This is a genomic window from Paucibacter sp. PLA-PC-4 (assembly GCF_026241155.1).
Taxonomy (GTDB): Bacteria; Pseudomonadota; Gammaproteobacteria; order Burkholderiales; family Burkholderiaceae_C; genus Roseateles_E.
Genome location: NZ_JAPFGP010000018.1, coordinates 22,479 through 44,923, shown reverse-complemented (window position 1 = coordinate 44,923; position 22,445 = coordinate 22,479). Strand labels below are relative to the sequence as shown.

Annotated in this window: 20 protein-coding genes, 1 pseudogene and 1 riboswitch; of the genes and pseudogenes, 13 read left to right on the top strand and 8 right to left on the bottom strand. The window is 66.2% G+C overall.

Annotated elements, in window-relative coordinates; translation table 11 throughout:
• The first annotated feature begins 56 nt into the window (after positions 1 to 56).
• From OOZ63_RS23375 to OOZ63_RS23360, 4 genes and pseudogenes are all read left to right on the top strand, one after another.
• On the top strand, positions 57 to 371 hold the full coding sequence (locus OOZ63_RS23375; protein WP_266008047.1) for a hypothetical protein: 315 nt from the start codon (positions 57 to 59) through the stop codon (positions 369 to 371).
• 175 nt (positions 372 to 546) lie between these two features.
• A pseudogene (locus tag OOZ63_RS23370) lies at positions 547 to 906 on the top strand (cupin domain-containing protein); the annotation flags it as partial.
• Between the two features lie 72 nt (positions 907 to 978).
• Positions 979 to 1,764 carry an enoyl-CoA hydratase-related protein gene (locus OOZ63_RS23365; protein ID WP_266008046.1) on the top strand — a complete coding sequence of 262 codons (786 nt, stop codon included), beginning with the start codon at positions 979 to 981 and terminating at the stop codon, positions 1,762 to 1,764.
• Between the two features lie 11 nt (positions 1,765 to 1,775).
• Positions 1,776 to 3,311: a 3-hydroxyacyl-CoA dehydrogenase gene (locus OOZ63_RS23360; protein ID WP_266008045.1), complete on the top strand. Its 1,536-nt coding sequence runs from the start codon at positions 1,776 to 1,778 to the stop codon at positions 3,309 to 3,311.
• On the opposite strand, the gene OOZ63_RS23355 is transcribed toward OOZ63_RS23360, so the two are convergent.
• On the bottom strand, positions 3,305 to 4,165 hold the full coding sequence (locus OOZ63_RS23355) for an alpha/beta hydrolase (RefSeq protein WP_266008044.1): 861 nt from the start codon (positions 4,163 to 4,165) through the stop codon (positions 3,305 to 3,307). The genes OOZ63_RS23360 and OOZ63_RS23355 overlap by 7 nt on opposite strands.
• A 110-nt stretch (positions 4,166 to 4,275) precedes the next feature.
• Here OOZ63_RS23355 and OOZ63_RS23350 point away from each other — a divergent pair, with 110 nt between their 5' ends.
• Positions 4,276 to 4,572 carry a DNA-binding protein gene (locus OOZ63_RS23350; protein ID WP_266008043.1) on the top strand — a complete coding sequence of 99 codons (297 nt, stop codon included), beginning with the start codon at positions 4,276 to 4,278 and terminating at the stop codon, positions 4,570 to 4,572.
• 1 nt (position 4,573) lies between these two features.
• Positions 4,574 to 4,897 (top strand): helix-turn-helix domain-containing protein, encoded by a 324-nt coding sequence (locus OOZ63_RS23345; protein WP_266008041.1) that lies wholly within the window; start codon positions 4,574 to 4,576, stop codon positions 4,895 to 4,897.
• A 564-nt stretch (positions 4,898 to 5,461) separates the two neighbouring features.
• Here OOZ63_RS23345 and OOZ63_RS23340 read toward each other — a convergent pair.
• Positions 5,462 to 7,105 (bottom strand): FMN-binding glutamate synthase family protein, encoded by a 1,644-nt coding sequence (locus OOZ63_RS23340; protein ID WP_266008040.1) that lies wholly within the window; start codon positions 7,103 to 7,105, stop codon positions 5,462 to 5,464.
• 138 nt (positions 7,106 to 7,243) lie between these two features.
• On the opposite strand from OOZ63_RS23340, the gene sppA reads away from it, so the two are divergent.
• From sppA to OOZ63_RS23310, 5 genes are all read left to right on the top strand, one after another.
• Complete coding sequence (sppA, locus tag OOZ63_RS23335; protein ID WP_266008039.1) at positions 7,244 to 9,097, top strand: signal peptide peptidase SppA; 1,854 nt, start codon at positions 7,244 to 7,246, stop codon at positions 9,095 to 9,097.
• A gap of 134 nt (positions 9,098 to 9,231) precedes the next feature.
• Positions 9,232 to 10,800 (top strand): methyl-accepting chemotaxis protein, encoded by a 1,569-nt coding sequence (locus OOZ63_RS29135; protein ID WP_323055780.1) that lies wholly within the window; start codon positions 9,232 to 9,234, stop codon positions 10,798 to 10,800.
• Between the two features lie 25 nt (positions 10,801 to 10,825).
• Positions 10,826 to 10,901, top strand: a riboswitch (SAM riboswitch).
• Between the two features lie 48 nt (positions 10,902 to 10,949).
• Positions 10,950 to 12,080, top strand: a complete 1,131-nt coding sequence (metX, locus tag OOZ63_RS23320; protein ID WP_266008037.1) for a homoserine O-succinyltransferase MetX — start codon at positions 10,950 to 10,952, stop codon at positions 12,078 to 12,080.
• Positions 12,077 to 12,661: a methionine biosynthesis protein MetW gene (gene metW / locus OOZ63_RS23315; RefSeq protein WP_266008036.1), complete on the top strand. Its 585-nt coding sequence runs from the start codon at positions 12,077 to 12,079 to the stop codon at positions 12,659 to 12,661. The genes metX and metW overlap by 4 nt, the downstream gene beginning before the upstream one ends.
• 74 nt (positions 12,662 to 12,735) lie before the next feature.
• Positions 12,736 to 13,482: a hypothetical protein gene (locus tag OOZ63_RS23310; protein WP_266008035.1), complete on the top strand. Its 747-nt coding sequence runs from the start codon at positions 12,736 to 12,738 to the stop codon at positions 13,480 to 13,482.
• 45 nt (positions 13,483 to 13,527) lie between these two features.
• Here OOZ63_RS23310 and OOZ63_RS23305 read toward each other — a convergent pair whose 3' ends face one another.
• The gene (locus OOZ63_RS23305) at positions 13,528 to 14,508 is read right to left on the bottom strand and encodes a succinylglutamate desuccinylase/aspartoacylase domain-containing protein (RefSeq protein ID WP_266008034.1); all 981 of its coding nucleotides are present in this window, start codon (positions 14,506 to 14,508) and stop codon (positions 13,528 to 13,530) included.
• A gap of 8 nt (positions 14,509 to 14,516) precedes the next feature.
• Complete coding sequence (locus tag OOZ63_RS23300; RefSeq protein ID WP_266008033.1) at positions 14,517 to 15,347, bottom strand: enoyl-CoA hydratase-related protein; 831 nt, start codon at positions 15,345 to 15,347, stop codon at positions 14,517 to 14,519.
• Between the two features lie 150 nt (positions 15,348 to 15,497).
• On the opposite strand from OOZ63_RS23300, the gene OOZ63_RS23295 reads away from it, so the two are divergent.
• Together OOZ63_RS23295 and OOZ63_RS23290 are read left to right on the top strand one after the other, a co-directional pair.
• Complete coding sequence (locus OOZ63_RS23295) at positions 15,498 to 16,361, top strand: alpha/beta hydrolase (protein ID WP_266008032.1); 864 nt, start codon at positions 15,498 to 15,500, stop codon at positions 16,359 to 16,361.
• 37 nt (positions 16,362 to 16,398) lie between these two features.
• A complete protein-coding gene (locus OOZ63_RS23290; RefSeq protein WP_266008031.1) occupies positions 16,399 to 17,874 on the top strand; it encodes a M20 family metallopeptidase in 1,476 nt (491 codons plus the stop codon).
• A 140-nt stretch (positions 17,875 to 18,014) separates the two neighbouring features.
• Here the strand turns inward: OOZ63_RS23290 and pobA are convergent, their stop codons facing one another.
• The 4 genes from pobA to OOZ63_RS23270 all read right to left on the bottom strand — a co-directional run bounded on the left by pobA (position 18,015) and on the right by OOZ63_RS23270 (position 22,444).
• Positions 18,015 to 19,193, bottom strand: coding sequence for a 4-hydroxybenzoate 3-monooxygenase (gene pobA, locus OOZ63_RS23285; RefSeq protein WP_266008030.1), 1,179 nt, complete (start codon positions 19,191 to 19,193; stop codon positions 18,015 to 18,017).
• A 93-nt stretch (positions 19,194 to 19,286) separates the two neighbouring features.
• Positions 19,287 to 20,120 (bottom strand): IclR family transcriptional regulator domain-containing protein, encoded by an 834-nt coding sequence (locus OOZ63_RS23280; protein WP_266008029.1) that lies wholly within the window; start codon positions 20,118 to 20,120, stop codon positions 19,287 to 19,289.
• Between the two features lie 439 nt (positions 20,121 to 20,559).
• Positions 20,560 to 21,762 (bottom strand): 3-oxoadipyl-CoA thiolase, encoded by a 1,203-nt coding sequence (gene pcaF / locus OOZ63_RS23275; protein ID WP_266008028.1) that lies wholly within the window; start codon positions 21,760 to 21,762, stop codon positions 20,560 to 20,562.
• Positions 21,763 to 21,790: 28 nt separating this feature from the next.
• Positions 21,791 to 22,444 (bottom strand): 3-oxoacid CoA-transferase subunit B, encoded by a 654-nt coding sequence (locus OOZ63_RS23270; RefSeq protein ID WP_266008026.1) that lies wholly within the window; start codon positions 22,442 to 22,444, stop codon positions 21,791 to 21,793.
• Position 22,445: the final 1 nt, after the last annotated feature.

Sequence of the window (22,445 nt, the reverse complement as noted above, 5' to 3'; positions counted from 1 at the left end):
GCGTTTCGCCGCAGAATAGTGTTGCATTCGCATTGATCGCGCGCAGGGAGTATTCCGTGGCAAATGTCTATATGCCCTTACAGCTGGCGCCGAGTTCGCTGACCCAGCCCGTTCTTTCGAACTGGTCTTTCAACCTGTTCAGCGTCAACCTTGGCGCCACGTCCAACGCCAAGGTCGAGCAGCAGGTCATTGAGCAGGTCGGCAGCTATGGCAAGCAGATCGGTCACCTGACCGAGGCCCTTGAAGTGGTTATCAGTAGACTGCACCTCATGGAAAGCAAGGAACTCTCGCAGGATGAGCGAGACGCCTTGGTGGTGTTTCTCGCAGACGTGGCGGCGGTCCGCAAGATCAAGGCCAACGCGAAGACCTAGATCCTTATCGTCTTAACGGCGTTCTATCGTGACCAAGCCAATCATGAATCTCGACGAACTGAAGTTCAACGATGTCGAGGAGAACGGTTACTACACGTCCAGGGGCGCCCAGATCAGCGACCACATCCGTGCCCGCAAGCTGGGCTAGAACCTGACGGTGTAGCCGCCCGGCAAGGCGCAGTGCCCATTCCACCATCTTCATGGCGAGGAACAGAGGTTCTCTATCCTCGAAGGAGAAGGCGAGCTGCGCTTTGGCGAGCAGCGCTACCCGATCCGACCACACGATGTGATTGCCTGTCCGACCGGTGGGCCCGAGGTGGCGCATCAGACCATCAATACCGGAAAGGTGGGTATGCGCTATCTGGCGCTGTCGAATGTGGTCGACATCGAGACTTGCGAGTACCCGGATTCCAACAAGATCTTGATCGGGCCCGGCCGACGTGGCGAGCCGGGGCTCTGGAAGATGTTTCGTGCGCAGAACATGGTCGAGTGCTACGACCGCGAGAGCACCGAGCCTCCCGAGAGAGCCGGCTGACGCGCTGCGCCCAGGTACCCGATCCCGGTGCCGCACCGCTGCGATACTCCCCCGATTACCAGGAGTTTCAGCGTGGAGACTTTGCATATCGAGGTGGATGGGCGCGGCGTCGCCCAGCTGACGATGACCCGGCCGGAGGTGTTCAATGCCTTCAACGAGGTCATGATCAGCGAGATCGGTCAGGGCTTTGACCGCTTGATCGCCGATCCGCGGGTGCGCGTGATCGTGCTGGCCGGGGCCGGCAAGGCCTTCAGCGCCGGCGCCGACATCCAGTGGATGAAGCGGGCCTCCGAGGCCACGCGGGAGTGGAATCTGGAGGACGCGCGCAGCTTTGCCGGCATGCTGCACAAGATCGCGTCCTGCCCCAAGCCGACGATTGCCCGCGTGCAGGGTCTGGCGCTGGGCGGCGGGGTCGGCCTGGCGGTGGCCTGCGATATCGCGGTGGCCAGCGAGGAGGCGAAGTTCGCGGTCAGCGAGGCGCGTTTCGGCATACTGCCGGCGGTGATCGGCCCTTATGTGATCAATGCGGTCGGGCCGCGCCAGGCCAAGCGCCTGGCGCTGACAGCCAGCCGCATCGGCGCCGCGCAGGCGCTGGCGATGGGCCTGGTGCACGAGGTCGTGGCGCTGGACGAGCTGGACGCCGCGATCAAGCGCTGGGTCGACGAGCTGCTGGCCAATGGCCCGGCGGCCCAGGGCGAGATCAAGGCCTTGTTCGCCGAGCTGGAGGTCGGGCCGGTGACGCCGGCGGTGCGCGAGCTGACCGCACAGACGATTTCCCGAGTGCGTATGACGGACGAGGCGCGCGAGGGCTTTGCCGCCTTCCTGGCCAAGCGGCCGGCCGCCTGGATTCCCCAATAAGGATTGTTGAGATGAGCGAGACGAATCAGATCTGGACCGTGGCCGGCAGCGAGCCGGCGCCGATTGGCGTGGTGGGCGCCGGCATCATGGGGGCGGGTATCGCCCAGGTGGCGGCCCAGGCCGGCCACGCGGTGAAGCTGCTGGATGTGCGCGAGGGCGCGGCGGCGGCGGCGATCGCCTCGATCGCCAAGGCGCTGGACGGCCTGGTGCTCAAGGGCCGCATGGAGGCTGGCACGCGCGAGGCGGTGCTGGCGCGGCTGAGTCCGGCTACAGCCACCGCCGAGCTGGCTGATGCGGCGCTGGTGATCGAGGTCATCGTCGAAAAGCTCGAGCCCAAGCAGGCGCTGCTGCGCGAGCTCGATGCGCTGCTGGCGCCGGGCGCCATCATCGCGACCAATACCTCCTCGATCAGCGTCACCGCGCTGGCCAACGGCATGAAGAACCCGGCCCGTCTGGTGGGCATGCACTTCTTCAATCCGGTGCCGCTGATGAAGCTGGTCGAGGTGGTCTGGGGCGCCGAGACCGAGGCCCGCGTGGCGCAGGTGATCTACGAACTGGCCAAGCGCTGGGGCAAGACGCCGGTGCATGCCAAGTCCACGCCCGGCTTCATCGTCAACCGTATCGCCCGGCCTTATTACGCGGAGACGCTGGCCCTGCTGCTGGAGCAGGCCGGCTCGCCGGCAGAGCTGGACCGCGCGCTGCGCGGTGCGGGTTTCCGAATGGGGCCTTGCGAGCTGATGGATCTGATCGGCCACGACACCAACTATCTTGTGACGCAGTCGGTCTATGACGCCAATTTCGGCGACAAGCGCTATATGCCCTCGCTGGTGCAAAAAGCTCTGGTCGACGGCGGACGGCTGGGCCGCAAGGTTGGCAAGGGCTTTTACGAAGGCGTGCCTGCCGCGGCGGCGCCGGTCGATGCGGCCGGTGAGAGTGTGGAGCTGCCGCCGATCAGCGTGGTCGGGCGCGGTGCGCTGGTCGAGCGTCTGGCCGACTGGCTGGCGCACAAGGGCCTGAGCTTCAGCCGTGGTGAGTCGGCCGACTGGGCCGGCCTGCAACTCGGTGAGCTGCAACTGCACCTGACCATGGGCCATAGCGCGGCCGAGCTGGCGCACCAGCGCAAGCATCCGGAGCTGGGCGTGATGGACTGGCCGGTGGCACCGGACCGGGCCGACGCCTTGGCGCTGGCCTTTGCGCCGCAGGCCAGCGAAGCCGCGCGGGCTCAGGTGGTGGCGCTATGGCGCCGCTTGGGCTGGCAGCCCCTGGTACTGCGCGATGTTCCGGGTCTTGCCGTGGCCCGCACCGTGGCCATGCTGGTCAACGAGGGGGCCGATGCGGTGTGGCAGGGTGTCTGCGACGAGCAAGGCGCCGATCTGGCGATGAAGCTGGGCGTCAACTATCCGGCCGGGCCTTTCGAGTGGCTGGCCCTTCTGGGCGCGCCTATGGTGGCGACCCTGCTGGACGGGCTGTTCATCGCCTATCGCAGCGAGCGCTACCGGGTCAGCCCCTTGCTGCAGCAGCAGCGCTGGAGCACTGCTTCTTACTGAGCGCGGTGGCCGAACAGCTCGGCCAGCGCCTCGCGGTAGAGCCCCTGGCCCACCGCATTGGTGTTGTGGTGCGAGCCGCCCTCGACCAGCACAAAGCGCTTGGGTTCGGGCGCGCGCTCGAACAGTGCCCGGCCGAGTTCGGGCTTGATGACCCGGTCGGCGCTGCCGTGCACGATCAGCACCGGCACCTTGAGCCCGGCGATGCGCTCGCCTGCCTCGAAGCGCTGAGTGATCAGCGGGCCGACCGGCAACCAGCCCCATTTGTAGCTGCTGGCTACCTCGGGGATGGAGGTGAAACTGCCCTCGACGATCAGGCCGGCCGCTGCGGTCTGCACCTCGCTGGCCAGGTGTACCGCGATGGCGCCGCCCAGCGAATGGCCGAAGATATAACGCGGCGAACGCGGATGCTGCGTCGCCAGCCAGTCCCAGGCGGCGCGTGCGTCTTCGTAGGCCATGGTCTCGGAGGGCAGCACCTTGCTGCTCTGGCCGAAGCCGCGGTAGTCGATGCCCAGCACTGAAAAACCCAGCTCCTGCATGCGGCGCATGCGGTTGGCGCTGCCGCGCACATCCCAGCGCGCGCCATGAAGGTACAGCAGCACCGGCGCATCCGCGCGCGCCGCCGGGATCCAAAGGCCGTGCAGCTTGACCGGCGCACCGCTGAGCTTGGAGTCGAAGGCTATCCACACCTCATCCATGCCCTCGGCCGCCGCCAGCCCACCGGACCAGGTCCGGTCGCTGGGCTGGAAGATCCATTCCCGCTGCTTCTCGTCCAGCGTGGCACAGCCGCCCAGCAGGGCCAGGGTAGCGAGCGCGCCAAGCAGCAGGCGGCGCCAGGAGGGGATGGGCAGGGTCATGGCGGGAACAGCGAGGTGGACGGCAGGGCTGCAGGATAGGGGAAGCGCGAATTCCTGTGCTGGCGGGGGTTCACTGCTGTTTGTACGGGATCCCCGTATGACTCAGTCTCATGCGCGCGGTGATCGAAACGCCGACCTTTCAGAAGCAGGCCGCCAAGGTGTGGGATGAGTCTGAGCGTTTGGCGTTCATTGACTGGATTGCGGTGAATCCGACCGCGGGTGATGTGATCCCCGGCGCGGACGGAGCGCGCAAGCTGCGTTGGAGCCGAGCGGGTTCGGGCAAATCGGGCGGTGCGCGGGTGATCTATTTCAACCTGAGCGATGAAGAACTCGTGCTGCTGGTGGCGGTCTATGCCAAGGCTGATCGGGGCAACATGAACCCTGCCAACATCAAGAAGGTGGTCTGACATGAGCAATAGGAAGTTTGACCTTGAAGCGGTGGCGCGGGCCATTGAGGCCGATGCCGGCGAGGCACTGCCCGATCTGCGTCAGGCGCTGAAGGAAGCGCGGGCGGGCGAGGGGCGTATCACCACGCCTGCGCAGATCCTCGTGCGTCAAGCGCGGGAGAAGTCGGGCCTGACCCAGGCCGCCTTCGCTGAAAGGATCGACACGCCGGTGGCGACCTTGCGCGACTGGGAGCAAGGCCGCTTCGCGCCACCTGGCGCCGTGGCCTGCCTGATGCGGCTCATCGTCAACCATCCCGAGCTGACAGACGAGTTGGCTGCTTCCTGATGGCGCGGACGGGATTAGGTTCACAGTTCTCGACAAGCGTACGGATCTTCGAGAGGGTTGAGTTGCCCTCAGCCGCCGACATGGGCATTACCACCAACCGCGCCCAACACCCATCACTAGAACTACGAGTGCAACAGCGGGGCATTGGCTGACAAGCAAAGCCAGAAGCCTTACGCAAGGACCATCCTTGCTGAAATGCCTGAGTGGGTCTGAGCGCTCAATGACGATCGCTCGTCCTTCCCCGCTTTCCTGCTTGCGGATGGTGAGCTTCATCTCGCACCCTCGATGAGAATGACTTTGTTGACCAAGGCCATGTTGCGCTCCGCAGGGGGGATGCTGCTTGCCTTCGCCAATTTTAAGGAGGCATCACCGTTGCAGACTGCACATGGGCTGAGAGCGCAACTGCGCTGCCAAGTCGTGGCTAGCGAAAACTGCCCAGTTGGCTCGTGGGCATGCCTTAACCTGCAGTCAAGACATGCCCCTGCCCTCCGTTGGGAACATTAGAAACTTGCAAGGCGGCGCCGCGCGCCAGGCTGTTATCGATGCTTCCAATGCATCAGCCCCTCAACTCGCCGGGCCCACCGCTCCCTGCGCCGCGAAGCTGTGCGCGCTGGCCAGCGGCCAATAGATCTTGAACACATTGCCGGGCAAGTCGCCCGTGAGCAGGCTGCCGGGCTTGATGAAGGGCAGCAGATTGGCCAGCAAGCGGACCTCGTGCTTGTTGATGCGGTGGACGATGTGGGCGGCGCAGATCTCGCTGGGGTGGTGCAGGCCGGCGGCCTGTACCAGCTCGCGCAGGGCTTCCAGGGTCAGCTGGTGGAAGCGGAACACGCGCTCGGCCTTGTCGGGCACGATCAGGGCCTGCTGGCGCTGCGGGTCCTGGGTTGTGACGCCGGTGGGGCAGTGGCCGGTGTGGCAGGTCTGGGCCTGGATGCAGCCCAAGGCGAACATGAAGCCGCGCGCCGAATTGCACCAGTCGGCGCCCAGCGCCATCATGCGGGCGATGTCGAAGGCGCTGATGACCTTGCCGGCGCAGCCGATCTTGACCTTGTCGCGCAGATTCAGCCCGACCAGGGTGTTGTGCACCAACAGCAGGCCTTCTTGCAGCGGTGCGCCGACATGGTCGGTGAACTCCAGCGGGGCGGCGCCGGTGCCGCCCTCGGCGCCGTCGACGACGATGAAGTCCGGCACGATGCCGCTCTCCAGCATGGCCTTGGCGATCGCGAACCACTCCCAGGGATGGCCGATGCAGAGCTTGAAGCCGGTCGGCTTGCCCCCGCTGAGCTGGCGCAGCCGCTCGATGAAGTGAAGCATCTCCAGCGGCGTGCCGAAGGCGCTGTGCGAGGCCGGCGAGATGCAGTCCTCGCCGATGTTGACGCCTCGGGCGGCGGCGATTTCGGCGGTCACCTTGGGGCCGGGCAGCACGCCGCCATGGCCGGGCTTGGCGCCCTGGCTGAGCTTGAGCTCGATCAGCTTGACCTGCGGGTCGCGGGCATTGAGCTCGAAGCGCTCGGCGTTGAAGCTGCCGTCCTCGTTGCGGCAGCCGAAGTAGCCGGAGCCGATCTCCCAGATCAGGTCGCCGCCGTGCTGGCGGTGGTGCAAGCTGATCGATCCCTCGCCAGTGTCGTGGGCGAAGCCGCCGCGCTGGGCGCCGGCGTTCAGTGCCAGGATGGCATTGGCGCTGAGCGCGCCGAAGCTCATCGCCGAGATATTGAAGACGCTGGCCTCGTAGGGCTGGGCGCGGTCGGCACCGATCAGCACGCGGAAGTCGTGGCTGGGCAGCTGGGTGGGCTGCAGCGAATGGTTGATCCATTCATAGCCCAGCGCACCGACCTCCAGCTGGGTGCCGAAGGGGCGCTTGTCGGGCTCGCCCTTGGCGCGCTGGTAGACCAGCGAGCGCTGCTGGCGCGAGAACGGCGCGGCCTCGTTGTCGGCCTCCAGAAAGTACTGGCGGATCTCGGGGCGGATGAACTCCAGCATGAAGCGCAGATGGCCGATCACCGGATAGTTGCGCAGCAGCGAGCGCTTGGTCTGGCGCACATCGGCCAGGCCGACCAGGCTCAGTGAGCCAAAGATCACGACGGCCAGCCCGTCGACGCCGTCCAGCACCCAGGCGATCGCACTGATCAGCGCGGCGATGATGCACAGCAGCCAGGCGCTGTAGCGGATCGGGAAATGATGATCGAGTCGGAGCAGCCAAGCGGGCATGGAGGAAGCCTTTGCAGTCGCCAAGGCTGGCATGCTAAGCGCTGTTTGGCCGGACCTATCGAGCGAGCAGGGCGGCTTTGACCTGCCTGCCTACAATCAATTCGACCGGGCCAGGCCCGCAACCAGGGATCCCACCACATGATGTCCATCCTCCGCCCGCTGGGCTGGTTCTTCTCCAAGCTCTGGTGGCTGCTCGACGCCAGCCGGCGCGCGCTGCTGAATCTGCTGCTGCTGGCCCTTGTGGTTGGCGTAATCGTCGCGCTCGCGACCCGCGGCCCGAAACCGCTTGAGGACAAGACCACCCTGGTGCTGGATCTGAAGGGTCGGCTGGTCGAGCAGTATTCGGGTTCGGCGCGCGACCAGGCCATGGCCCAGCTGCAGGGCCAGACGCCGCAGGCCCAGACCCGGCTGCGCGACGTGCTGCAGGTGCTGGAGGCGGCGGCCACCGATCCGAAGATCTCGACAGTGCTGCTGGCGCTGGACGACTTTGGCGGCGGTGGCCAGGCTGGGCTGCGCGAGGTGGCGGCGGCGCTGGAGCGTTTCAAGAAGGACAGCAAGAAGCCGGTGCTGGCCTATGCCGGTGGCTACGACCAGCGCAGCTATTTCCTCGCGGCACGTGCCGACGAGGTCTATATGCACCCGATGGGCATGGCGATGATGGAGGGCTTCGGCCGCTATCGCAACTATTACAAGGACGCGCTGGAGCGCGTCGGCATCGAGCCCAATGTGATACGGGTCGGCACCTACAAGAACTTTGGCGAGCCTTATTTCGCCAACGCGCCGTCGCCGGCGACCTTGGAGTCCGACGCCTATTTGTACGGCGATCTGTGGGCTCGCTATACCGGCGCCGTCGAGACGGCCCGAAAGCTCGACAAGGGCGCGGTGGCGCTAGGCATCGAGGAGCTGCCGCAGCGCCTGCAAGCGGTCAAGGGTGACACGGCCCAGCTGGCGCTCAAGGAGCGCCTGGTCGACGGTCTGAAGACCCGCGACGAGATCCGCGCGATGCTGATCGAGCGCGGTGCGCGCGACGAGAAGGCCAAGAGCTTCCGCCAGATCTCGCTGGCCGCCTATCAGGCCACGCTGAAGCCCAGGACCGAGGGGGCGGTGATTGGTGTGGTCGTGGCCGAAGGCGAGATCGTTGACGGCGAGGCCGGCCCCGGCAAGGTCGGCGGCGACTCGACTGCCCAGCTGATCCGCCAGGCGCGCGAGAACGAGGACATCAAGGCCCTGGTGTTGCGCGTCAACTCGCCCGGCGGCAGCGCGGTGGCTTCCGAGATCGTGCGCCGCGAGCTGGAGCTCACGCGCAAGGCCGGCAAGCCGGTGGTGGTGTCGATGGGCGATGTGGCGGCCTCGGGCGGCTACTGGATCTCGATGGCGGCCGACCGCGTGATTGCCGACGCGAGTACCGTGACCGGCTCGATCGGCGTGTTTGGCATGCTGCCGACGGCCGACAAGCTGCTGGACAAGCTGTCCATCCACACCGGCGGCCACACCACGACCTGGCTGGCCGGTGGCGGCTATGACCCGCGCCGCCCGCTTGACCCGCGCATGCGCACGGCGGTGCAGTCGGCCATCCAGCACATCTACGACGACTTCACCGGCAAGGCCGCTGCCGCGCGCAAGAAGCCAGTGGCCGAGATCGACGCCGTGGCCCAGGGCCGGGTCTGGACCGGCGCCCAGGCGCTGGAGCGCGGGCTGATCGACCAGCTCGGCAGCTATGGCGATGCCGTCAAGGCCGCCGCCGAGTTGGCCAAGCTGGAGGGCGAGCCGCGGCTGAGCTATGTGGAGCGCGAGCGCGGCCGTATCGAGCGGCTGCTGGATGGACTCGGTGATGTGGTCGGCGAGCGGGTGGCCGGCGCCGTGCGCGCCCAACTGGGCGGGCTGGCGCTGCCGACCCAGGCGGCGGCCGGTGAGCTGGCCTGGCTGGCGACGCTGGGCACGCAGGGCCGGCCGTTCGCAGCCGTGGTCCATTGCCTTTGCACTGTGCCCTGAGCGGCGCGTCCGAGCGATATCGCTCAAGCGCCGGCTCGGCGGACCGATAAAGAACGACCGGGCGGCGGTTTGCGCGCGGCCAGGGCTTGGTCCTTGCGACCGGGTCGATGACAGCATCGTACGGAGGAGCAGACATGGATCTGACGGTCTGGATGCGGAGTTTCACGATCCGCACGCGCATGCTGGGGGCCATTGCGATGGTGCTCGGCATGTTTGCCCTGGTCGGGCTCACCGGTCTGCTGGGCGGCCAGCGGCTCAAGTCGCTGAACGCCGACTTCATGGAGCATGCGGTCAAGGAGTTGACCCAGCTCTCCCAGATCCGCAGCGCGCTGGCCGATGTGCGCCTGCTCGAAAAGGAGATGGTGATCAATTACGAGGACGGCGTCGCGGTGCTGAAGGCGCGCGAGAGCTGGGAGGCCGCGATCAAGCGCACCAGTGCCGGCCTGGTCGCGCTGCAGCAGGGCGAGGACGACGAGGACAACGCGCTGGCGCGTGAGGCGAGTGCACTGATGGCCGAGTACAACAAGGCCTCGCAGCCGGTGCTGGCCCAGATCCAGGATGGGGGCTTCGACACCGCCAAGGTGGCCGACCGCATGATGGGCCGGGCCAAGACGCATATGGCCGGGGTCGAGGAGCGGGTCAGCAAGATCGCCGCGATCATCGAGCAGGAGGCGCAGGACACCCAGGTCGAGTTCAATGCCGCGATGCTGAAGATCAGCTATGTGTTCCTGGGGGTGCTGGCGGTCGTGGTGCTGCTGGTGGTGCCGCTGACCCTGCTGAACTCGCGCACCATCACCAGCCCGATCAGCTATGCCCGCACGGTGGCACAGGCGATCGCGGCGGGCGATCTGAACCGGCAGATCCGGGTCGAGGGCCGCGACGAGGCTGCCGATCTGCTGGGCTCGCTCAAAAGCATGCAGGACTCGCTGCGCCGCCTGGTGGGCCAGGTGCGCGAGTCCACCCAACATATCGAGAGCGCCAGCGTCGAGGTGGCGGCCGGCAACCAGGACCTCAGCGAGCGCACCGAGCAGGCGGCGTCGAATCTGCAGAGCACCGCCAGCTCGATGGAGCAGCTGACCGGCGGCGTGCGCCAGAGCGCCGATGCGGCGATGACGGCCAAGCAGCTCGCGACCTCGGCCGCCGAGGTCGCGCAGCGCGGCGGCACGGTGGTGTCCGAAGTGGTCTCGACGATGGACCGGATCAACCAGAGCTCGCGCCGCATCGGCGACATCATCGGCGTGATCGACGGCATCGCCTTTCAGACCAATATCCTGGCGCTGAATGCCGCCGTCGAGGCGGCGCGCGCCGGCGAGCAGGGCCGCGGCTTTGCGGTGGTGGCCGGCGAGGTGCGCAGCCTGGCGCAGCGCAGCGCTGAGGCGGCCCGGGAGATCAAGCAGCTGATCGGCGCGAGCGTCGACCAGGTTGACGCCGGATCGCAGCTGGTGCAGGACGCCGGCAAGACCATGGGCGAGATCGTCGCGTCGGTGCAGCGGGTCAGCGACATCATCGGCGAGATCGCCGCCGGCACCTCGGACCAGAGCCAGCGCATTGGACAGGTCAACCAGGCCGTCAACCAGCTCGATCAGATGACGCAGCAGAACGCCGCGCTGGTCGAGCAGTCGGCGGCTGCCGCCGAAAGTCTGCGCGAGCAGTCGCAGCGCCTGGGTGCGGCGGTATCGCAGTTCCATCTCGACGCCACTTGAGCTGCCGGCCGCATTATTTATACTTCGCAGCGACAGCGCCGATTTGTTCCGGATTGCGGGCGCTCTACAAATGCAGCTAAACAGGGCGCTCCAGACCACCGGCGTCCGTCACAGCTAGCGGCGCCGGTTTTGTTTTTTGGAGAGTTCTGATGGGAAGTGTCGGTCTGGTCGAGGCGCAGCGGCTGTCGTTTGCCCAGCCGCTGCCGCTGCGCAGCGGTGCCGAGTTGCGCGACTACGAACTGGTCTACGAGACCTATGGACGGCTCAATGCCGACAAGAGCAATGCGGTGCTGGTCTGCCATGCGCTGAACGCCAGCCACCATGTGGCTGGCAGCTATGCCGGCCAGGACAAGAGCGAAGGCTGGTGGGACAACCTGATCGGCCCGGGCAAGCCGCTGGACACAGACCGATTCTTCGTGGTCGGTATCAACAATCTCGGCTCTTGCTTCGGCTCGACCGGACCTATGCATGTCAATCCGTCGACCGGGCGCGTCTACGGCGCCGACTTCCCCGTCGTCACGGTGCAGGACTGGGTTGATGCGCAGTCCCGCGTGCTGGACACGTTGGGCATCACGCAGCTTGCCGCCGTGCTGGGCGGTTCGCTGGGCGGCATGCAGGCACTGGACTGGTCGCTGCGTTACCCGGAGCGCATGCGCCACTGCATCGCGATTGCCACCGCACCCAGCCTCTCGGCACAGAACATTGCCTTCAACGAGGTAGCGCGGCGCGCCATCATTACCGACCCCGATTTCCACGCCGGCCATTTCTACCAGCATGGCGTCGTGCCCAAGCGCGGCCTGCGGGTGGCGCGAATGATCGGTCATATCACCTATCTCAGCGACGATGTGATGGAGCAGAAGTTCGGTCGCCAGATGCGCGCAGCCGAGCTGGGCTACTCGACCCAGGACATCGAGTTTCAGATCGAGAGCTATCTGCGCTATCAGGGCGACAAGTTCAGTGAGTATTTCGACGCCAACACCTATTTGCTGATCACCCGCGCGCTCGACTACTTCGACCCGGCGCGCGAGCATGGCGGCGATCTGAGCCGCACCTTTGCCAGCGCCCGGTGCAAATACTTGCTGGCCAGCTTCACGACTGACTGGCGCTTCGCGCCTGCACGTTCGCGCGAGATCGTCAAGGCGCTGCTGGACAACAAGCTCGATGTCTCCTACGCCGAGATCGATGCGCCCCACGGGCACGATGCATTCCTCCTAGAGGACCCGCGTTATCACGGGGTGCTGAGGGCCTATTTCCAGCGCATCGCGGGAGAGCTGCAATGAGCGTGCAAGGGGTGATGGAACAGATCGCGGCCCTGGTGCCCGAGGGCTCGCGGGTGCTGGATCTGGGCTGCGGCACCGGCGAGCTGCTGGCGCATCTGCAGAAGACGCGCGGCTGCACCGGCTACGGCGTCGAGCTCGACGACGCCAATCTGCTGGAGTGCGTCAAGCGCGGTGTCAATGCGATTCAGCTGAACCTCGAGGAGGGCCTGTCGATCTTCGACGACCAGAGTTTCGATGTGGTGCTGCAACTGGAAACCCTGCAGCATCTGCGCAATACCGAGCTGATGCTGCGCGAGACCGCGCGGGTAGGCCGCATCGGCATCGTCAGCTTCCCGAACTTCGCGCATTGGCCGAACCGGCTGCAGGTGCTGTTCGGCCGCATGCCCGTGACCAAGGTGCTGCCCTACGAGTGGTACGACACGCCCAATATCCGCGTCGGCACTTACGCCGACTTCGAGGTGCTGGCGCGCAAGAACCGACTGCGCATCCTCGACAGCTTCGGCATCCAGCAAGGCCGCGCGGTGCGCAGCCGGCCGAATCTGCTGGCCAGCATGGCAGTGTTCAAGTTCGATAGGGGCTGATCGAGACAAGCGGCCGCCTGCGGTACATTCCTTCGCAGAAAAGACAAGGCGGTCACCGCCGAGGGAGTGAACCCATGCCATTGCTGGCTGTTCTGCATATTGCTGTCGCGATCTTTTTTGCCGTGCATGCGGTGCGCACCGGGCGCAACACCGTGTGGCTGTTTGTACTGCTGTCCTTCCCCTTTGTTGGCAGTCTGGTCTATCTGTTCGCCGAGTACCTGCCCGAAAAGCGGCACAGCCGTGTGGGCAGGAACACCGGCTCCGCGTTCAAGCAACTGCTGGACCCGCAGCGCGAGCTCCGTGAGGCGCAGGTGGCGCTGGAGCAGACGCCGTCGATGGGCAACCGGCTGCGCCTGGCTCAGGCCCTGCTGGCGGCGGGCCGCTCGGCCGATGCCTTGCCTCATTTCGAGGCTTGCGCCCAAGGCATCTTCGCCACTGATCCCGAGGTCTTGAGGGGGTTGGCCCTGACCCAGCAAAGCCTGGGCAATGCGGGCGCCGCCTGGCAGACCGTCAAGAAGCTGCTGAACCAGTATCCGCAACGCCACACCGGCGAGCTGGCCTTGCTGCACGCCCAGTTGGCCGCTCAGGCGGCGCCTGAGCAGGCCGAGGCGGCTTTTGGCGTGGCATTGCGCAGCCACGGCGGCATCGCCACCCACAGCGCCTGGGGGCAGTGGTTGCTGGCCCAGGGCCGCAGCGGCGAGGCGCGCCCGGTGCTGCAGCAGGTGGCCAAGGATGCCCGGCTTGCGACAGCGCATTCGCGGGAACTCAATCGCGAAGCCATCGAAGGCGCGGCGGCGGCACTGCAGCGCCTGAATGACTGACTCCACACCAGCGTCGGCGAATGTGCCGAGCGTTGAAGCCGGCCGTCAATCCTCGAACCGCCCCAGCCTCACCATTGTGTTGCCCGGCTTGCCGTGTTTTTGTGTCGGCATCACCAGCACGGTGTTGTCGTAGGCGGTCTTGAATATGGTGTCGCCGTCTTGCGCGAAGACCGTGCCGGCTTTCGGGATCACGTCGAGACCGCGCACGGGAAACCGGAAGCGGAAGTCGCCGCTCAGCGCGGTAATCGCCTCGTTGACGCGGATCAGGTGCTGGCGCTCGGGCAGGGGCAGGCGCAGACGCTGCTCGGCCCAGGCGGCATCGACGATGCCGGTCAGGCGCAGGAAGCGCACGACGCTGTCGATGGCCACATCCGCCGAGGCGGCCTCCCAATGCTGGCCGCATTCGATCAGCAAGGCGTTCTTTGCGCTGTCTGGGTCGCCGAAGCCGCCGCGATCGCGCATGCGCAGGCCCGAGGGGTGGCCCGTGTCGATCAGCAGATCGCCGGGCATGCCCAGCTGGCGCGCGAAGGCGGCGCCCTTGTCCAGCAGGCCGCAGACCATCAACGGTCGGCAGGCATCCTGCATCGAATGGATGTCCAGCAGCAGATCGGCAGCGTCGACAAAAGGCCGCATCGCGCGCGCGCGGCGCAGTTCCAGCGAGTCTCGCGTGCCGTTTAGCGTGGCGTCGTCCCATACGCGGTTCAGATCCTCGTCAACGCAGCGCGAGGCATTCGGATCGGCCGGATCGAAACGCCGGTAGGCTTCGACGTTTGCAAAGCTCAGGATCAGCTTGCCGGCCTTCGGGGTCAGGTCTTGCTGGAACAGCCAATCCAGCGCAATCGCACCGCACAGCTCGTTGCCGTGGGTCAGGGCCTGGATCATTACGTTTGGCCCGGCGAGGCCGGAGTCGAGCACATGGACGAAGTCCACGCCGCTATTGCCGTGCTGGTAGCGGCTGATGTCCGGTGGGGTTAGTTCGATCTGTGGCTGCATGGTAGGGCTGGGCAGATGAGATGTCGCCATCATGCCCCGGCTCAGAGCTCGGCGACCGGATTCAAGGGCGCGAATTCGGCGGGCCGCTTGCTCTTCCAGGCCGAGATGGCCTGGCCCATCTCGGCAGTGTCGAAGACGGCGCTTTGCAGCAGGCTCATCTGGGCCAACGCAGCGGCAGTGCCGTGATCGCGGGCATGGTTCAATGCCAGCTTGCTGGTGGCCACGGCCAGTGGTGATTTGTCGGCGATGCTGCGGGCCAGGCCCAGCACATGGTCCAGCAGCGCGTCGGCGTCCGGCAGCACGGCGTTGACTAGGCCGCAGCTCAGCGCGCGCTCGGCACCCAGGCGCTCGCCGGTATAGGCCAGCTCACGGGCCAGACCGGCCGGCATCAGACGCTGCAGGCGCTGCAGCACGCCAAGGTCGGCGGCCATGCCGACATTGATTTCCTGCACGCAGAAGAAGGCGTCGACCGTGCAGTAGCGCATATCGCAGACGGCGGCCAAGTCCAGCGCGCCACCGATGCAGCCGCCCTGGATGGCGCCGAGCACCGGGAAGCGCGCCTCGTCTAGCGCGGTGAAGCAGTCCATCAAGCGGCGCAGTGAGTCCTGAAAGCTCAGCCGGCTGCGCGCGCTGCGCGTGTCCAGCATTGCGTCGTCGCCAGTAAAGGTGTCCAGCGCCATGCCGGCGCTGAAATGTTTGCCGGTCGACGAGATCACCAGTGCGCGGGTCCGGCCAGCGTCGTGCAGGCCCCGCACCGCGTCGCGCAGCGCCGGGAAGAAGGTCGGGCTCATGGTGTTCATGCGCTCTGGTCGATTCAGTCTGATGTGGCTGATGCCCTGGACATCGGTGGCGAGGCTGAAGAATTCGTTCATCGCGGCTCCTGTGGTGGTGAGTAGCTTAATCAAGGGACAGACCCTGTCTATCCGGTGGGAGACAGCCGATATGACCTCATGTCTTGCGTACTTTCACCGACCGGGGAAGCCCTGGGGCGGGCGCTCTGGAGCGCTCCCTACACTGCTCGTATGCGAACGCTTCGAACCGATGACGGCCTGCCCTTGCACTGGCGCCAATGGGGGCTGCCCGGGCCGCAGCCTGCGCGCGGCACGGTGCTGATCGTTCATGGTCTGGGCGAGCACATCGGGCGTTACGAGCATTTGGCGACGCGGTTGAACAGCTGGGGCTGGCAGGTGGTCGGCCATGACCAGCGCGGCCACGGCGCCTCGGGTGGCGCGCGAGGCGATGTCGTCGGCCCCGAGCGACTGATGCAAGACCTGGCCCTGGTGATTGACGAGCTGCGGGCGGATGCCGCCTTGAACAAGGGCCCGCTGCTCCTGCTGGGCCACAGTATGGGTGGCCTTGTTGCGGCGCGCTTCGTGGCCGGCGGCCTGTGCGCCAGCAGTGGCGGCGTGCTGCCGGCCTGGTTCCGACCGGTCGATGGCCTGGTGCTCAGCTCGCCGGCGCTCGATGCCGGCATGTCGGGTCTGCAGAAGGCCTTGCTGACGGTAGCGCTGCCGCTGCTGCCGCATCTTGCGGTCGGCAACGGGCTCAAGCCAGCCTGGATCTCGCGCGACGCGGCCGTGGTCGCGGCCTACGAGAACGACCCTCTGGTCCATAACCGCATCACGCCTGCCCTCGCCAGCATGATTGCTGAGGGCGGCGCCGAGGTACTGGATCGGGCGGCGCAGTGGGTGCTGCCGACCCTGCTGATGTGGGCAGGCAGCGATCACTGTGTCGACCCGGCCGGCAGCGAAGCCTTTGTCGCTGAGGCGCCGGCGGCGGTCGTGCAGTCCCAGTGCTTCGAGCGCCTGTTCCACGAGCTCTTCAACGAGCCGGAGCGCGAACAGGTGTTTGCCCGACTGCAGGCCTGGCTGGACGACAAGTTTTAAGATCGGGAACTCACCAGCCACAAGCCGGAACTCCATCATGAACGCTCGCGACCCGTCATTGCCCCTACAACCCGATGAAGCCACCGCGCTGGGCGACTATGCCGCCCGCGTCTGGGACGAGGAAATCGTCCCCGCGCTGACCGATTACATCGCGATCCCGGCCAAGAGCCCGATGTTCGATGCCGACTGGGCCGCGAACGGGCATATCGAGAAGGTGATCCGTGACGCCGCGAGCTGGGTCGAGGGCAAGAAAGTGCTTGGGCTGAAGCTGGAGGTGATCCGCATCGAGGGCCGCACGCCCGTCATCTTTTTCGAGGTGCCGGCCACCAAGGTCGGCAGCGATGACACCATCGTCGTCTACGGTCACCTGGACAAGCAGCCAGAGTTCAATGGCTGGCGCAACGACCTGGGCCCATGGACCCCCAAGTACGAGGACGGCAAGCTCTACGGCCGTGGCGGTGCCGATGACGGCTACGCGGTCTATGCCTCGCTGACCGCCATCATGGCGCTTGACCGCCAGGGCATTCCGCGGCCGCGCTGCGTGGGCATCATCGAGACGTGCGAGGAAAGCGGTTCCTACGATCTGCCGGCCTATATCGACGCGTTGAAAGATCGGCTGGGCAATGTCAGCCTGGTGGTCTGCCTGGACTCGGGCGCCGGCAACTACGACCAGCTCTGGCTGACCACCTCGCTGCGTGGCATGGTCAGCGGCGTGCTGAAGGTCGAGGTGTTGACCGAGGGCATCCACTCGGGCGACGCCAGCGGCTTGGTGCCATCGAGCTTCCGTATCTTGCGCCAAGTGCTGGACCGGTTGGAGGACAGCAAGACCGGCCGTCTGCTGCCCGAGAGCTTCCATTGCGACATCCCAGGCAACCGGATTGCGCAGGCCCAGGCCACCGCCGCTATTCTGAAGGACGAGGTCTGGAAGCGCTATCCGTGGGCCTGCGGTGCCGATGGAGGCGCGGTCCTGCCGGTGACGCAGGATCCGGTCGAGGTGCTTCTGAACCGCACTTGGCGGCCGACCTTGAGCGTGACCGGCGTTGACGGCTTTCCGGACATGAAGAGCGCAGGCAATGTGCTGCGCCCCTACACCGCGTTCAAGCTGTCTCTGCGCCTGCCGCCGCTCGTGGACGGCAACGAGGCCGCGTTGCGCCTAAAGGCACTGCTGGAGGACAACGCGCCCTACAACGCCAAGGTCACCTTCGTGCCCGATGGCCGCGCCGGCGCCTATGGCGCCACCGGCTGGAACACGCCGGATCTGTCACCCTGGCTGGATGCCGCGCTCAACGAGGCCAGCCTGGCCCAGTTCGGCACCCCGGTCGGCTATATCGGCCAGGGCGGCACGATCCCACTGATGAGCATGCTGCAAAAAGGCTTTCCGAAGGCGCAGATGATGGTCTGCGGTGTCTTAGGCCCGAAGAGCAATGCCCATGGGCCGAATGAGTTCCTGCATGTGCCTTATGGCAAGCGGCTGACGGCGGCCGTAGCCCAGGTAATGGCCGCCCACCCTTGAGAGGCTCAGAGCTTTTGTGCTGCGCCGCCGCCATGCGTCGTTGGGCGGTGCTCATCTCCTCAGTTGCGCTGCGGTTCCTGCGCCCGGCCCGCCTGGCCTGACGACGGCTCACTACAAAAGTTCTCGAGCTCAAGCGCACTTCATTCGGTTAAGGGCAGGCCGACATAGTTCTCGGCCAGCACGGTTTGGGCGGCGCGCGAGCTCATCAGGTAGTCGAGATCGGCCTGCTGGATGCGCTGGTCGAAGCCGTTGTGGTCCGGAAAATTGTGCAGCAGCCGGGTAAGGCTCCATGAGAAACGCTCGGCGCGCCAGACGCGCCGCAGCGCCTGCTCCGAGTAGCGCGCCAGACCGGCGTCGCTGCGGTCGCGGTAATGCTCGGTCAGCGCGCGCGCCAGATAGCGCACATCAGAGGCGGCCAGGTTCAAGCCCTTGGCCCCGGTCGGCGGCACGAGATGGCCAGCGTCTCCGGCCAGGAACAGGCGGCCGAAGCGCAGCGGCTCGGTCACATAGCTGCGCAGCGGGGCGATGCTTTTCTCTAGTGAGGGCGCCGGCTCCAGCGCAGCGGCGGTGACCGGGTCGAGCCGGCTTTTCAGCTCGCGCCAGAAGCGCGCATCGCTCCATGACTCGAGCCGGTCGCTAAGGCTGCACTGGATGTAGCAGCGCACCCTGGTCCTACTGCGCATGCTGCACAGCGCGAAGCCGCGCTCATGCTGCGCGTAGACCAGTTCGTCGGCGGGTGGTCTGGTGTCCGCCAGTACGCCCAGCCAGCCAAAGGGGTAGCCGCGCTCGTAGCTGTGGTAAGCGCTGGCCGGCAGGCCGGCACGCGAAACGCCGTGAAAGCCGTCGCAGCCGGCGATGTAGTCGCAGGCCAGCTCGCGGGCCTGGCCTAGATGCTGGTAGCGCACGACCACCCGTGGCTCGCCCAGGCCATGCAGGCTGACATGCCGGGCCTCGTAGTGCGTGGTCAAGCCGGCGGCCTTGCGATCGTCCATCAGGTCGCGGCACAGCTCGTTCTGGCCATAGACCAGCACCGATTGGCCGGTCAACCCCTGCAGATCGATGCGTTGGCGCTGGCCGCCGAAGCTCAGCTGTATGCCTTCGTGGATCAGGCCCTCGGCACGCATGCGCCGGCCGACCCCGGCCTCGTCGAGCAGCTCGGCGCTGCCGCGCTCCAGAATGCCAGCGCGCACACGGGCCAGCACCTGTTCGCCGCTGTGCAGCTCGAGAATCGTGTTGGCGATGCCGGCCTTGTGCAGCAAGGCACCCAGCAAAAGACCGGCCGGGCCGGCGCCGATGATGGCAACCTGGGTGCGCTGCAATTTTTGTTCCCCCTGTGTGGATGACAGGCCTGATGACGGCCTGCTCAGGGATGGAGCTTGCCACCGCTTGGCGGCGGCGGGTCCCGTTAACTCTTACAGCAGCATGCGCAAATGTGCCTGGGCCTGCAGCAGGGGCGGCAGGCAATGCTCGACCAGCTGGTCCATGCTCATGCGCGAGGCGTGCACGCTGATATTCATCGCAGCCACGACATCGCCGCGGTAGTTCTTCAGCGGCACCGCCACGGTGCGCAGGCCCAGCTCCAGCTCCTGGTCGATGCAGGCATAGCCGAGCGCGCGGGCGCGGGCAATCTCGATGCGCAGGCGCTCGGGGTGGATGATGGTGTGGGGCGTCAGCGCACTTAGCTCCTGGCGGGCGATCCAGGCGTCGACCTCGGCCTGGGGCATGGCCGACAGCAGCACCCGGCCATTGCCCGAGCAATGCGCCGGCACTCGGGTGCCGGGCTGCAGGGTGGGCGAAACGACCCGGCCGGCACTGGTGGCGGCGATGCAGATCACATCATTGCCGTCCAGCACGCCGGCCGAACTGGCTTCTTTCAGCGCGTAGGCCAACTTGTGCAGTTCGGGCTCGACGATGCGCGGCAGGCGGGCCGAGTGCATATAGCTCTGGCCCAGGCGTAGCACCTTGGGCGTTAGCGCGAACATCTTGCGGTCCTGCGAGACAAAGCCCAGATGGGTCAGCGTTAGCAGATAGCGGCGGGCGGCAGCGCGGGTCAGGCCGGTGCGGGCCGCCACCTCGGAAATGGTCAGCCGGGGGCGTTCCTGATCGAAGGCTTCGATCACGGCCAGGCCTTTTTCCAGGCCGGCTACCAGATCGCGCTTGAGTGGGCCGCTCTCTGCGGGGCTGGCGGGGGCTGGGGCAGGGACCGCGAGGGCGGCCAAATCATCGAGTGCGCGGGCAGCAGACATGGTGGCGTGTTTTGTGCGAATGGCGCCCATATCGGCTGGGCGCAAGCAGGGAAGCGCTGACTATAGGGAGGCCTTCGAGGCATGTCCAAGCCAAACCTGGCATTTTGGGCGATTGACGCACTTCAATGCACTATTTTGGTGCGTTTCGGATAGGGCTCAGCCCACGGCCTTGGAGAGGCGGGTGTGCGGCAAGGAATGTGCGAACCGGGGTATCTGAGCGGTGTATTGTGAGGATTAGTGTCGCTGCTTCCCGGTACATCCGGGCGCAAGGCGGTTTTTGCGCGGTATATGTGCGAAGCGCGGAATGAGATTGGATCCAGTATCCCACGCGGTGCGCGCAAAAAAGGGTGCCTTTCGGCACCCCTGTCCATGACAAATATTCAGCAGGGCTTGAGTTTTTGTCATGGCTGGCCTCGCTGCCAGCGGCAATCCCTGTCGTTCAGACGCGCTCGAGCACCAGGGCTATGCCCTGGCCGACGCCGATGCACATGGTGCACAGCGCGTAGCGTCCGCCGCTGCGCTGCAGCTGGTTGACGGCCGTCATCACCAGGCGGGCGCCGCTGGCACCCAGCGGGTGGCCCAGCGCGATGGCGCCGCCGTTCGGGTTGACGCGTGCGTCGTCGTCGGGCAAGCCCAGATCGCGCAGCACAGCCAGGCCTTGGGCAGCGAAAGCCTCATTGAGCTCAATCACATCCATCTGCGCCAGGCTCAGACCCGTCAGTGCCAGCACCTTGCGGGCGGCCGGTGCCGGGCCTATGCCCATGATGCGCGGCGCGACACCGGCGGTGGCCATACCGACGACACGGGCGCGCGGGCTCAGGCCGTGGCGTGCGGCGGCGGCTTCGCTGGCCAGCAGCAGCGCCACCGCGCCGTCGTTGACGCCCGAGGCATTGCCGGCGGTGACCGTGCCGTCAGGGCGCACCACACCCTTGAGTTTGGCCAGGGCTTCCAGGCTGGTTTCGCGCGGGTGCTCATCTTTGGCTACGACAGTGGGCTCGCCCTTTTTTTGCGCGATGGTCACGGGCGTGATTTCGGCATCGAAGACGCCGGCCTTTTGCGCAGCCACGGCCTTCAGCTGGCTGGACAGGGCCATGCGGTCCTGGGCCTCTCGCTCGATCTTGAAGTCAGAGGCGACGTTCTCGGCTGTCTCGGGCATTGAGTCGACACCGTACTGTTCCTTCATCAGCTTGTTGACGAAGCGCCAGCCTATGGTCGTGTCATAGACGGCATTGCTGCGCGAGAACGCAGACTCCGCCTTGGGCATCACGAAGGGAGCGCGGCTCATGCTCTCGACGCCCCCGGCAATCATCAGCTCGGCCTCGCCGGCGCGGATCGCGCGGGCGGCGCTGCCGACAGCGTCCATCCCGGAGCCGCATAGGCGGTTGATCGTCGCACCTGGCACGGCAATCGGCAGGCCGGCAAGGAGGCCGGCCATGCGGGCAACGTTACGGTTGTCCTCGCCGGCCTGGTTTGCGCAGCCATACAGCAGATCGGCGACGGCATCCCAGTCGACCCTTGCGTTGCGGGCCATCAGCGCACGCAGTGGGATCGCGCCGAGGTCGTCGGCACGCACCGAGGACAAGGCGCCGCCGTAGCGGCCGAAGGGGGTGCGCTGAGCGTCGCAGATATAGGCTTGGTTCATGAAAATTCCGTGAGTTTGTTGTTTGGGTTCAGGGGCGCAGCAGCGGCTGGCCGGTCAGTTCTTGCAGGGTTTCAAAGCTCAGGCCCTCTGCCAGGTCCAGCACCTGCAAACCCTCGGGCTTGAGAGCGAGCACGGCCAGATCGGTGTAGATGCGGCTGACGCAGGCCGGCGCAGTCAGCGGATAGCTGCACTGGTCGACGATCTTGCTCTCGCCAGATTTGCTCAGATGTTCCATCATCACAAAGGTCTGCTTGGCACCGATGGCCAGGTCCATCGCGCCACCCACCGCAGGGATCGCGTCTGCCGCGCCGGTATGCCAGTTGGCCAGATCACCGTGAACCGAAACCTGGAAGGCCCCGAGCACGCAGATGTCCAGATGGCCGCCGCGCATCATCGCGAAGCTGTCGGCATGGTGGAAGAAGCAGCCACCGGGCAGCAGAGTGACCGGCTGCTTGCCGGCATTGATCAGATCGAAGTCCTCGGCGCCGACGGGCGGTGGCGGGCCCATGCCCAGCACGCCGTTCTCGCTGTGTAGGATCACTTCGAGGCCCGCCGGGATCTGGGCCGCCACCAGGGTCGGCAGACCGATGCCCAGATTGACGACCGCGCCCTCGGGGATGTCGCGGGCCACGCGCGCGGCCATCTGCTCGCGGGTCCACTTCTTGTAGCTTGAGCTGCTCATA

Bases quoted from the DNA above. Each gene is read 5' to 3' on its own strand.
- OOZ63_RS23360 (WP_266008045.1), top strand. From the start codon at position 1,776: ATGAGCGAGACGAATCAGATCTGGACCGTGGCCGGCAGCGAGCCGGCG.
- OOZ63_RS23355 (WP_266008044.1), bottom strand. From the start codon at position 4,165: ATGACCCTGCCCATCCCCTCCTGGCGCCGCCTGCTGCTTGGCGCGCTC.
- OOZ63_RS23350 (WP_266008043.1), top strand. From the start codon at position 4,276: ATGCGCGCGGTGATCGAAACGCCGACCTTTCAGAAGCAGGCCGCCAAG.
- OOZ63_RS23345 (WP_266008041.1), top strand. From the start codon at position 4,574: ATGAGCAATAGGAAGTTTGACCTTGAAGCGGTGGCGCGGGCCATTGAG.
- OOZ63_RS23340 (WP_266008040.1), bottom strand. From the start codon at position 7,105: ATGCCCGCTTGGCTGCTCCGACTCGATCATCATTTCCCGATCCGCTAC.
- sppA (WP_266008039.1), top strand. From the start codon at position 7,244: ATGATGTCCATCCTCCGCCCGCTGGGCTGGTTCTTCTCCAAGCTCTGG.
- OOZ63_RS29135 (WP_323055780.1), top strand. From the start codon at position 9,232: ATGGATCTGACGGTCTGGATGCGGAGTTTCACGATCCGCACGCGCATG.
- metX (WP_266008037.1), top strand. From the start codon at position 10,950: ATGGGAAGTGTCGGTCTGGTCGAGGCGCAGCGGCTGTCGTTTGCCCAG.
- metW (WP_266008036.1), top strand. From the start codon at position 12,077: ATGAGCGTGCAAGGGGTGATGGAACAGATCGCGGCCCTGGTGCCCGAG.
- OOZ63_RS23310 (WP_266008035.1), top strand. From the start codon at position 12,736: ATGCCATTGCTGGCTGTTCTGCATATTGCTGTCGCGATCTTTTTTGCC.
- OOZ63_RS23305 (WP_266008034.1), bottom strand. From the start codon at position 14,508: ATGATGGCGACATCTCATCTGCCCAGCCCTACCATGCAGCCACAGATC.
- OOZ63_RS23300 (WP_266008033.1), bottom strand. From the start codon at position 15,347: ATGAACGAATTCTTCAGCCTCGCCACCGATGTCCAGGGCATCAGCCAC.
- OOZ63_RS23295 (WP_266008032.1), top strand. From the start codon at position 15,498: ATGCGAACGCTTCGAACCGATGACGGCCTGCCCTTGCACTGGCGCCAA.
- OOZ63_RS23290 (WP_266008031.1), top strand. From the start codon at position 16,399: ATGAACGCTCGCGACCCGTCATTGCCCCTACAACCCGATGAAGCCACC.
- OOZ63_RS23280 (WP_266008029.1), bottom strand. From the start codon at position 20,120: ATGTCTGCTGCCCGCGCACTCGATGATTTGGCCGCCCTCGCGGTCCCT.
- pcaF (WP_266008028.1), bottom strand. From the start codon at position 21,762: ATGAACCAAGCCTATATCTGCGACGCTCAGCGCACCCCCTTCGGCCGC.
- OOZ63_RS23270 (WP_266008026.1), bottom strand. From the start codon at position 22,444: ATGAGCAGCTCAAGCTACAAGAAGTGGACCCGCGAGCAGATGGCCGCG.